The sequence below is a fragment of the Streptomyces sp. 8L genome (assembly GCF_020176795.1).
Lineage (GTDB): Bacteria > Actinomycetota > Actinomycetes > Streptomycetales > Streptomycetaceae > Streptomyces.
Genome location: NZ_JAIUKE010000446.1, coordinates 673 through 10,099, shown reverse-complemented (window position 1 = coordinate 10,099; position 9,427 = coordinate 673). Strand labels below are relative to the sequence as shown.

The window sequence follows — 9,427 nt, the reverse complement described above, 5'->3', positions numbered from 1 at the left end:
ACAAGCTCGTTGACATCCTTCACGTGACTATCAACGACCCCCACGACTCTGCGTCACCACCGAATATGAGACAGGGCCGATCTTTTTACAGTCCCGCAAGATCCATTGTCAGAGTGTCCACACCACCGGGGTCGCCTCAGGTGCGTGGGCTGGTGCAGATGCGGACACCGTGGGGGCGGGCAGGGCAGTCATGGGCGGGGCTCCACCGTCAGGCCGGTCGCCATGTCGACGTCCTTGGTCTCGGGTCCCGATGCTCCTCCGGCGGCGACGAGCACACCTCCGGCCACAAGGAGCACGACGGGTGCCAGAGCCGTTCCGGTAAAGGTCGCGATGCCGCTGATGTAGAAGGCGTAGAAGGCGGGGATCACGAGGGCGAGGCTGTATCCGACGCCGTAGCCGGTGGCTCGGATGACGGAGGGGAACCGTTCGGTGAGGTACGCCGTGATCGGGCCGTACATGGAGATGGTGGTGGCCTGAACGCCTGTGGCCAGGAGCGTCGCGAGGATGACATCGTCCGGCCCCAGATGAGTGAGCAGGACGTAGCAGGTGGAAGCCGCCACTGCGGCCACGACGCCGAAGGTTGTGTAGAAGCGGCGTCGCCCGATGCGCTGCGACAGCAGCGCGCATCCGAGGAAGGTGCCGACGCAGACGAGGGAGGAGATGAGAAGGATGACGCTGACGGTGCGGTCGGGCAGACCGACTTCGCTCTTGAGCATCGAGGGGAGCACGGCTGCGGCGACGTTGGTGAGCAGCCACGCGCCGGTCATGAGAACGAAGACCTGGGCGAGGTCGCGCCGGTGACGGCCGTCGAGCAGCTCCCGCAGCGGTGACCTGGTCGCCTCGGAGGCTTCGAACGCGGGCGCTTCTTCGACGTTGTTGCGGTAGTAGAAGAAGAGGATGCCGCCCAGCAGGCCGCCGATGAAGAAGGGGATGCGCCAGCCCCACTGGACGTAGGCGCTGTGTACTCCGTCAGGGGGCATGACGCTGAGAAGGAAGAGGCTGAGTGCGGCGATCGATGCCGTGGCGAGCGGCGATGTGCAGGTGATGAGTCCGCTGGCGAGTCCACGTTTGCGGGCCGGGCTCCATTCCATCGCCAGGGGTACGGCTGTGGCGTACTCCCCTCCCAGGAAGATCCCGCCGATGAAGCGCAGCCCGATCAGCACCACGATCGCCCCCATACCGAGGTGCTGGTGTCCGGGAAGCAGCCCGATGGCGAAGGTCGAGACTCCGAATCCGGCGACCGCCACCATGGTGGTGACGCGCCGGCCGACCTTGTCGGCGTAGTAGCCGAACACCGCCGATCCGAGGGGGCGGGCGATCAGGGTCGCCGCGAAGACCGCGGCGGCGATGAGCGCCGCGGTCGTCTTGGAGGTGTCGGCGGGTTCGAAGTAGATCATGGCGGGGGCGAGGGTGATGATCGGTACGAAGACGTCGAACTGGTCGGCGTAGTAGCCGAGGATTCCGCCGCAGAGGGCCGCGCGGCGCGGGTCCTTGGTGTGCGTTGGGCTGTCGGTTGTGGCGGACATCGTGGCCCTCCGTTCTGGCCCCGTGGGCGGGGGCGGGTGCGGGTGTCAGAGGTGCTTGTCGCCGCCCATGGCCTGGCTGAGTGCGGCGGCGGTACTCCTGAGGTGTCGGGCGGTGGCGCTGTCGGCGTCCAGTGGGAGCAGGTCGTCGGTGGCGACGAGCGCGACAGCGGCGCAGATCCCGTACTCGTCGAACACCGGCGCGGCCATCGCGTGGATGCCGAAGCCGTCCGGGCTCATGGCCACCTTGTCGGTGCCGGCGATGCCGCGGATCTCGTTGGTCAGTGCGTCGCGTTCCACGGTCGGCAAGCTGCCCAGCAGACGGTCGACCCGCAGTTGGTCGGGCATGTGCGCGAGGAAGATCTTTGTCTGGGCCGCGGTGAGTGACAGTTGGGTCCCCACGCGGACGGTCACCAGAACGGTGCGGGTGGCGTCCTCCTCCACTCGGGACACGATGGGACCGGTCGACCCCCATAGGCTGAGCACCGCGGTGAGACCCGTGGTCGAGCAAAGTTCCCTCATGAAGGAGGGGGCAAGGTCGACTACCTTGCGGCGCCCCAGGGCGAAAGCCCCGAGCTGGAGCAGAAGCACGCCCGGCGCGAACGTGCCCGGTGCGCTTCCCCGTTCCAGCAGTCCCGAAGTGACCAACGAGGTGCAGTACCGGTAGGTGGTAGTGCGGTTGAGGCCGAGGCGCTCAGCCGCGTCTCCGGCTGTCAGCTCCGGGGTCTCCGGGCCGAACAGACGCAGGATCTGGGCTGCGCGGTCGACCGCCTGAATCTCGCCGCTGGAGCGAGACTCATCGTCCTTCTCCGCCATGGGCAACTCCGTTCGTGATGAGAACCGCTTGTTCACATCACGAAGTGTGCACCACGTGCGGTGCCGTCCAATGCGGTGACAAGCGACATGCGAACACAGGAAACTCCATACGAACAAGATGCTTGCAGGATGTTTCTTCCGTGACCCCGTTGGCGACCTATCGGCGGGCAGTCCGTTCGTATTGTGCATTGACTTTTCGGGATGTGATGAATCATCGTCGAGGCGTAGGCCCCCGGACGTGAGGAGAGCTCGATGGAAACCAGCCCTGTTGTCGCGAGGATCCTGGACGGCATGATCGACATGCACTGCCACTCCGGCCCGGGTCCGTTCCCCCGCGAGTTCGATCACGTGGACGGTGCGCGTGACGGTGCCCGGATCAAGATGCGGGCCTTCGTCGCCAAGTCGCATCACCACAACACCGTCATGGATCTTCAGGCCGCGCACAGGTCGTTCGAGGGTATCGAGACCCGGGTGTACGGCGGGATCGTCCTGAACAACCAGGTCGGCGGCATCAATCCCTACGCGGTGGAGATGTGTCTGCGGATGGGGGGCAAGATCGTCTGGTTCCCGACCTTCTCCTCCCGTCGCCACATCGAGTTCCAGGAGAAGGCTCTGGCCGGCGGCTTCCCGCGCAGCACGGTCGAACTCACCACGGTCCCGGTCCTCATCCATGACGACCAGGGCAGGTTGCGGCCGGAGGTGGCCCAGGTCGTCGATGTCGTCGCCGAGACGGGCACCGTCCTCAACGGCGGGCATCTCCACCCCGATGACATGGCGGAGCTCTTCGCGGTCGGGGCGGAGCGCGGCGTCGAGCGGATGGTGGCGAGCCACCCCAACTTCATCAGTGACCTCACGCTAAAGCAGGGGGTCGAGCTGTCCGGGCGGGGTGTGTTCATGGAGCACGAGGTCGGCATGTATCTCCCGGATGATCACCCGCACTTCGGGATCGAGGTCCTGCTGGAGTGGATCGAGGCCGTGGGCGTCGAGCGCACCGTGCTCGCCTCCGATCTGGGGCAGATCGGCCGTACCCGCCCCGTGGACGCGTTCATCGAGGTCACCACAGCACTCCTCGACCACGGCATCGCGGAGAAGGACCTGCGCCGCATGCTCGTCGACAACCCCACCTACCTCATGGGCCTCGACTGATCCACCCGACGAACCCCAGGAGAGACACCGTGTACGACTCCGCCGACCCGCGCTCCGCCTTGCCCACATCCGTCCCGCCGACCACCGCGGACCACACGAACGCCCCCATCGCTGCACCGTGGTACCACGAGTTCGACGGACCACCCCAGAGCGAGGACGCCTCCTCCGGCAGCACCTGGGTGGTGCGCGGGCAGAATTTCCTGCTCGCCCTCTCCCGCCTCCGGTCCGGGCAGGTGCTGGAACGGGCCGCCCAGGAGCACGAGTACGTAGTGCTGCTCACCGCGCCGGAGGCGCACGTCGTCGTCGAGGCCGGAGGCGAGGCCCGCGATGTCCGCGGCAGGGCATTGATCGTCGTGCCGCCCGGTCCTTCCCGGATCACCGCACGGGCCGACGCTCAGGTCATCCGCCTCTTCGATCACCGCACCGCGGACATCGCGGGCCTCGCGGTCAATGCCGCCGACTACGCCGAGCCCCATCACAGGGTCGCCCCTCTCGCCCCCTGGCCCGCGCCTCGGGACGGGGACCGGCTCCGGGTGTACCGGCCGGACGAAGCCCCTGTGGAGCCCGGGCGCTTCGGAAGGATTTACCGCACGCGTTCCTTCATGGTCAACTTCCTCGACCCGACCGACGGCCCCCGCCCCCGCAACAAGCTCTCCCCGCACCACCACGACGATTTCCAGCAGTGCTCGCTGGCTGTGGCGGGCCGTTTCGAGCACCACATCCGCACCCCCTGGACCACGGACATGGACCAGTGGCGCCCTGACGAGCACCATGAGGTCGGCAGCCCGTCGGTCGCCGTCATCCCGCCGCCGACCGTGCACACGACCCGGGCCTGCGGCGAGGGAGTGAACGAGCTGATCGACATCTTCAGCCCGCCGCGTGTCGACTTCTCCGCCCGGCAGGGGTGGGTCCTGAACGCGGACGACTTCCCCACCCCCGGAGAGGAGAGCTCCTCATGACCACCTTTACCGGCGGAGACGTCGGAACGTGGGTGAAGCTGCCGGCCCTGGAGTCCGTGCAGATCGCCGCGTACGCCGGCTTCGACTTCGTGATCGTCGACCAGGAGCACGCTCCGATCGACGTACGCACCGCTTACGAACTGATCAGCATGGCCGCGGCTCTGAACACCACCCCTCTGGTGCGGGTACCGGACGGTGCCCCGTCCCGGATCCAGCGGCTGCTGGACGCGGGAGCGGCGGGCGTGCTGATCCCCCACGTCGACACGGTCGAACAGGCCCACGCAGCCGCCTCGGCAGTCCGGTTCCCGCCCCATGGCCGACGTGGGGCCGGTGGTACCAGCAGGGCAGGCCGCTGGGGACTGGCGTCACGGGAGGAGTATCTGGACTCGGGAACCCGCGCACTGTGCATTCCGCAGATCGAGAGCCGGGAGGCGGTCGGTAACGCGGCGGCCATCGCCGCGGTCGACGGCGTGGACGCTCTCTTCGTCGGCGCGGCCGACATCGGCCTCGATACCGGACACCTCCCGGGCTCCGACGAGGTCGGCGACCTGTGCGCGCGGGCCCTGGCCTCCGCCCACGAGGCGGGCGTGCCCTGCGGTGCGGCGACCGCGACCCCTCAGGCAGCCGACGCGCTACTGGAGCAGGGCTTCGACTTCGTCGTCGTCGGCAATGACACATCCATGCTCGCCGAGGCCGCTGTCGCCACGGTGCGTGCGCTGCGCCCACGAGGAGGCTCGCGTGAAGCAGTCTGAGCACACGATCATCAGCTGTGCCGTAACCGGCGCGATCCACACCCCGAGCATGTCCGACGCCCTTCCGGTCTCCGCCGAGGAGATCTCCCGGCAGGCTCTGGACGCCGCCCGCGCCGGCGCCGCCGTACTCCACCTGCACGCCCGGGACCCCCAGGACGGACGACCCAGCTCCGACCCCGAGGTCTACCGGAGCTTCCTCTCGCCGATCGCGGCGGGCAGCGACGCGGTTGTCAACATCACCACCGGCGGGGCGGCCATCATGACTCTGGACGAACGTCTGGCGGCGGCCCGTACCTTCGCGCCCGAGCTGGCTTCGCTGAACATGGGGTCGATGAACTTCAACTTCGCCCCGGCCGCGCGACGTGTCACCCACTGGCGCCACGGCTGGGAGAAGGCGTATGTGACCGGCTCCGCAGACCGGATCTTCTCCAACACCTTCATCCAGATCGAAACGATCCTGCGCGATCTGCAGGCGCGCGGGACCCGGTTCGAGTTCGAGTGCTACGACATCGGACACCTCTACACACTGGCTCACTTCGTGGGGCGGGGACTCGTCCGTGCCCCCTACCTCATCCAGGGAGTGTTCGGCGTCCTCGGCGGGATCGGCCCCGAGCTGGACCACGTCCAGCACATGGTGCGCACCGCGGACCGGCTCTTCGGCGAGGACTACGCATTCTCCGCGTTCGCCGCCGGGCGCCATCAGTTCGCCGTCTCCACGCACGCCGCGCAGTTGGGCGGGCACGTTCGGGTCGGGCTGGAGGACAGCCTCTACATCGGGGCCGGTCAACTCGCCCGCAGCAATGCCGAGCAGGTGGAGAAGATCGTACGGATTCTTCAGGACATCGGCCGGACCCCAGCGACCCCTGCTCAGGCCCGGAGGATGCTCGCGCTCAAGGGACCCGAGAACACGAAGCTGCCGCGCCCGCACGCGTCGGCCCACGGAGAAGGAGCGCCGCGATGACAGGCCCCGTCGCTTCCGTCGCCCTGCCACGTCTCCTGCGTATCGGTCCCGGCGCCGCCGAGCAGCTCGGCGAGGTACTGCGCTCGCTGGAACTCTCCCGGCCCCTGATCGTCACGGACGCCTTCCTCAACGGCAACGGAACAGCCGGGCGGATCGCGGACACCCTCGTCCCGTACGGCATCCGGGCTCAGGTGCACGACCGTGTACGGCCCGACCCCACGACCTCCTCCGTCCAGGACGCTCTTGACGTACTGAGCCAGGGCGATTTCGACTGTGTCGTCGGGCTCGGCGGTGGCAGCCCCATGGACACCGCGAAGGCGGTCGCCCTGCTCGGCACCACCGGACGTCCCATGAGGGATTACGCCGCGCCCGCGATCACCGACATCCCCGCGCTTCCCCTCATCGCGATCCCCACCACCGCCGGCAGCGGCTCGGAGTGCACGCGCTACACCATCATCACCGACGACACCGGACCGACCGACGAGAAGATGCTCTGCTCCGGGCTGGCCTTCCTGCCCACAGCGGCGCTGGTGGATCCGCTTCTGACCGTGGCGATGCCGCCCCGCCTCACGGCAGACACCGGCATCGACGCGCTCACCCACGCCATCGAGTCCTATGCCAGCCGTCAGGCCACCCCGTTCACCGACGGACTGGCACTCATCGCCATGACAGCCATCGGCCACAACCTGCGCACCGCCTACACCTCTCCGGACGACCTCTCGGCGCGCAGCGCCATGATGCTCGCCTCCACCCAGGCCGGGATGGCGTTCTCCAACTCCAGCGTCGCTCTCGTCCATGGCATGAGCCGCCCCGTCGGAGCCCACTTCCACGTGGCCCACGGTCTGTCCAACGCCATGCTCCTCCCGACCGTGACCGCCTACTCGCTCTCGGCCGCGATCCCCCGCTACGCCGACTGCGCACGGGCCATGTCACTCAGCGGCGGCGGGGAGTCCGACGAGGCTGCCGCACACGCGCTCCTCGCCGAACTGCACAACCTCAACGCCGACTTGGCCGTCCCCACTCCCGAGCAGCAAGGAATCGACCGGGAGCGCTGGCTGCGCATGATCCCCACCATGGCTGAACAGACCCTCACCTCCGGGTCGCCCGCCAACAATCCGCGAACGCCCGATCAGGCCACCGTCGAGGGGCTCTACCGCTCCCTTGTGGACTGACCTCTCCCTCCTTCACCGAAAGGCCGCGCCATGCCGGGACCCGGTACCGCTTCTGATGGCCCCGCGCCGACACTCACCTCTCGCCCCCCGGCTCCTGGTGCCACCAGCGGCCATGTGAGGGCCTCCGTCGAACACGGACTCGGACTGATCCAGCTCGACCGCCCGAAGGCGTTGAACGCCCTCACCCCTGCCATGGTCACCGACCTTACGCAGGTCCTGACCCGTTGGGCGGACGACACCTCCGTCCACACGGTCGTCGTCCGCAGCACCTCCGCCCGTGCCTTCTGCGCGGGAGGTGACATATGTCTGGTACGGGAAGAGGTCCGCGCGAACCGGCTGGATGCAGCGATGGCCTTCTTCGCCGCGGAGTACGCGCTGAACGCACAGATCGCCTCCTATCCCAAGCCCTACGTCGCCCTCCTGGACGGCGTGGCGATGGGCGGCGGCCTCGGCCTGTCCGTCCACGGCAGCCACCGGGTCGTCACACAGCACAGTGTGCTGGCCATGCCCGAGACGGCGATCGGGTTCTTCCCAGACGTGGGGGCCAGCCACTTCCTGCCCCGGCTCTCGCCGGGCTGGGGCCGTTACCTGGGCCTGACCGGTGCGCGCGTCGAGGCCGCCGGCGCCCTCAGAAGCGGCCTGGCCACCCATCACGTGCCGAGGGAGAGCCTCGACGACCTGATCCCGCTGCTGGCCCGCGACGGGGTCGCCGCACTCGACGCCGCCCATTCACCGCCCCGGGCTCCAAGCCCCGCGGAAACCGTTGCGGAGAATGCCCTCCTCCAGGTGTTCCGGACCGCCCCGCTGGCAGACCTGGCGACCGGGCTGGCCGCTCTACCGGAAGCCGGTGCTGCGCTCCAGGCCCTGCACGCCGCGTGCCCCGCGAGTCTCGTCGTCACCGATGAACTGCTGCGCCTGGGCGCCGGCGACCACCTGAAGGGATGCCTCGACCGCGAACTGGCCACTGCCGCCACGGTCATCCGCAGCCACGACTTCGACGAAGGCGTCCGATGCGCCCTCGTCGACCGCGGCACGCTCCCTCAGTGGACGGACGGCGACGTCCTCCAGGCAGCAGCGAGCAGGAGCCTGTCTTGATCAACAAGTGCACCACTCCCGAACTGGCCCTGGCGGAGCTGACCGACGGCGCGAGCCTCGCAGTGGGAGGCTTCGGACTCTGCGGGATACCGATGACCCTCATTCAGGCCGTCGACCGCCTGGGCGTATCCGGTCTCAAGGTGATCTCCAACAACTGCGGCGTCGACGACTGGGGGCTGGGAATCCTCCTGGCCAAGCACCGCGTCGCCCGCGTCACCGGCTCATACGTCGGTGAGAACAAGGAGTTCGCCCGGCAGTACCTGTCCGGCGAACTGGAGGTGGAGCTCTGCCCGCAGGGCACCCTTGCCGAACGTCTGCGCGCGGGTGGATGCGGCATCCCCGCCTTCTACACCCCCGCCGGCGTGGGCACCCAGATAGCCGAAGGCGGCATCCCCTGGCGCTACGACGGAAACGGCGGCGTCGCCGTGCACTCACCGCCCCGGGAGGTACGCGTCTTCCACGGTCGCGAGTACGTGCTGGAGGAGTCCATCACCACGGACTTCTCCCTCATGGCCGCCAGCCGCGGCGACCACCACGGAAACCTCGTCTTCGACGGCACGACAGCCAACTTCAACCCGGCGGCAGCCATGGCCGGACGCGTCACGGTGGCCGAAGTCGCCGAACTCGTCGAGCCCGGCGAACTCCGTCCCGAGGACATCCACGTGCCGGGCGTGTTCGTTCAGCACATCGTCCACGCGCCGGACCCCGACAAGCGCATCGAGAAGCGGACCGTCACCGAGGAGGCCCTGTCGTGAGCTGGACCCGCGTCGAAATGGCAGCACGTGCCGCGACGGAGCTGCGCGACGGACAGTACGTGAACCTCGGCATCGGCCTGCCCACACTCGTCGCCGATCACGTTCCCCCCGGCATCGATGTCGTCCTCCACAGCGAGAACGGCATCCTGGGAACGGGCCCCTACCCCACCCCCCCCCAACCTGGCCCCCCCCGACTAAAAGCCCCCCAAGCAAACCCCCCCCCCCCCCCCCCCCCCCCCCACAAACAA

At 68.4% G+C, this 9,427-nt stretch carries 9 protein-coding genes and 1 pseudogene (1 of these 10 cut by a window edge); 8 read left to right on the top strand and 2 right to left on the bottom strand.

All coding sequences use genetic code 11. The annotated features are described in order from the left end of the window. Positions 1-188 precede the first annotated feature (188 nt). Together LCE31_RS30545 and LCE31_RS30540 are read right to left on the bottom strand one after the other, a co-directional pair. Positions 189-1,526: an MFS transporter gene (locus LCE31_RS30545; protein WP_225020055.1), complete on the bottom strand. Its 1,338-nt coding sequence runs from the start codon at positions 1,524-1,526 to the stop codon at positions 189-191. Positions 1,527-1,571: 45 nt separating this feature from the next. Further along, positions 1,572-2,339, bottom strand: coding sequence for an IclR family transcriptional regulator (locus LCE31_RS30540; protein WP_225020054.1), 768 nt, complete (start codon positions 2,337-2,339; stop codon positions 1,572-1,574). 252 nt (positions 2,340-2,591) lie between these two features. On the opposite strand from LCE31_RS30540, the gene LCE31_RS30535 reads away from it, so the two are divergent. The 8 genes and pseudogenes from LCE31_RS30535 to LCE31_RS30500 form a co-directional block, all read left to right on the top strand. Then, a complete protein-coding gene (locus tag LCE31_RS30535; RefSeq protein ID WP_225020053.1) occupies positions 2,592-3,485 on the top strand; it encodes a DUF6282 family protein in 894 nt (297 codons plus the stop codon). Between the two features lie 29 nt (positions 3,486-3,514). Then, positions 3,515-4,444, top strand: a complete 930-nt coding sequence (locus LCE31_RS30530; protein ID WP_225020052.1) for a hypothetical protein — start codon at positions 3,515-3,517, stop codon at positions 4,442-4,444. Continuing rightward, complete coding sequence (locus LCE31_RS30525) at positions 4,441-5,196, top strand: HpcH/HpaI aldolase family protein (protein WP_225020051.1); 756 nt, start codon at positions 4,441-4,443, stop codon at positions 5,194-5,196. Before LCE31_RS30530 ends, LCE31_RS30525 begins: the two co-directional genes overlap by 4 nt. Further along, positions 5,183-6,157 carry a 3-keto-5-aminohexanoate cleavage protein gene (locus tag LCE31_RS30520; protein WP_225020050.1) on the top strand — a complete coding sequence of 325 codons (975 nt, stop codon included), beginning with the start codon at positions 5,183-5,185 and terminating at the stop codon, positions 6,155-6,157. The genes LCE31_RS30525 and LCE31_RS30520 overlap by 14 nt, the downstream gene beginning before the upstream one ends. Continuing rightward, positions 6,154-7,329 carry an iron-containing alcohol dehydrogenase gene (locus tag LCE31_RS30515; RefSeq protein ID WP_225020049.1) on the top strand — a complete coding sequence of 392 codons (1,176 nt, stop codon included), beginning with the start codon at positions 6,154-6,156 and terminating at the stop codon, positions 7,327-7,329. The genes LCE31_RS30520 and LCE31_RS30515 overlap by 4 nt, the downstream gene beginning before the upstream one ends. A gap of 114 nt (positions 7,330-7,443) precedes the next feature. After that, positions 7,444-8,424, top strand: a complete 981-nt coding sequence (locus LCE31_RS30510; RefSeq protein WP_308042331.1) for an enoyl-CoA hydratase/isomerase family protein — start codon at positions 7,444-7,446, stop codon at positions 8,422-8,424. Then, on the top strand, positions 8,424-9,179 hold the full coding sequence (locus LCE31_RS30505; RefSeq protein WP_225020056.1) for a CoA transferase subunit A: 756 nt from the start codon (positions 8,424-8,426) through the stop codon (positions 9,177-9,179). The genes LCE31_RS30510 and LCE31_RS30505 overlap by 1 nt, the downstream gene beginning before the upstream one ends. Continuing rightward, a pseudogene (locus LCE31_RS30500) lies at positions 9,176-9,427 on the top strand (CoA-transferase) (it continues 491 nt past the right edge of the window). Before LCE31_RS30505 ends, LCE31_RS30500 begins: the two are co-directional and overlap by 4 nt.

Bases quoted from the DNA above. Each gene is read 5' to 3' on its own strand.
- LCE31_RS30525 (WP_225020051.1), top strand. From the start codon at position 4,441: ATGACCACCTTTACCGGCGGAGACGTCGGAACGTGGGTGAAGCTGCCG.
- LCE31_RS30515 (WP_225020049.1), top strand. From the start codon at position 6,154: ATGACAGGCCCCGTCGCTTCCGTCGCCCTGCCACGTCTCCTGCGTATC.
- LCE31_RS30535 (WP_225020053.1), top strand. From the start codon at position 2,592: ATGGAAACCAGCCCTGTTGTCGCGAGGATCCTGGACGGCATGATCGAC.
- LCE31_RS30545 (WP_225020055.1), bottom strand. From the start codon at position 1,526: ATGTCCGCCACAACCGACAGCCCAACGCACACCAAGGACCCGCGCCGC.
- LCE31_RS30540 (WP_225020054.1), bottom strand. From the start codon at position 2,339: ATGGCGGAGAAGGACGATGAGTCTCGCTCCAGCGGCGAGATTCAGGCG.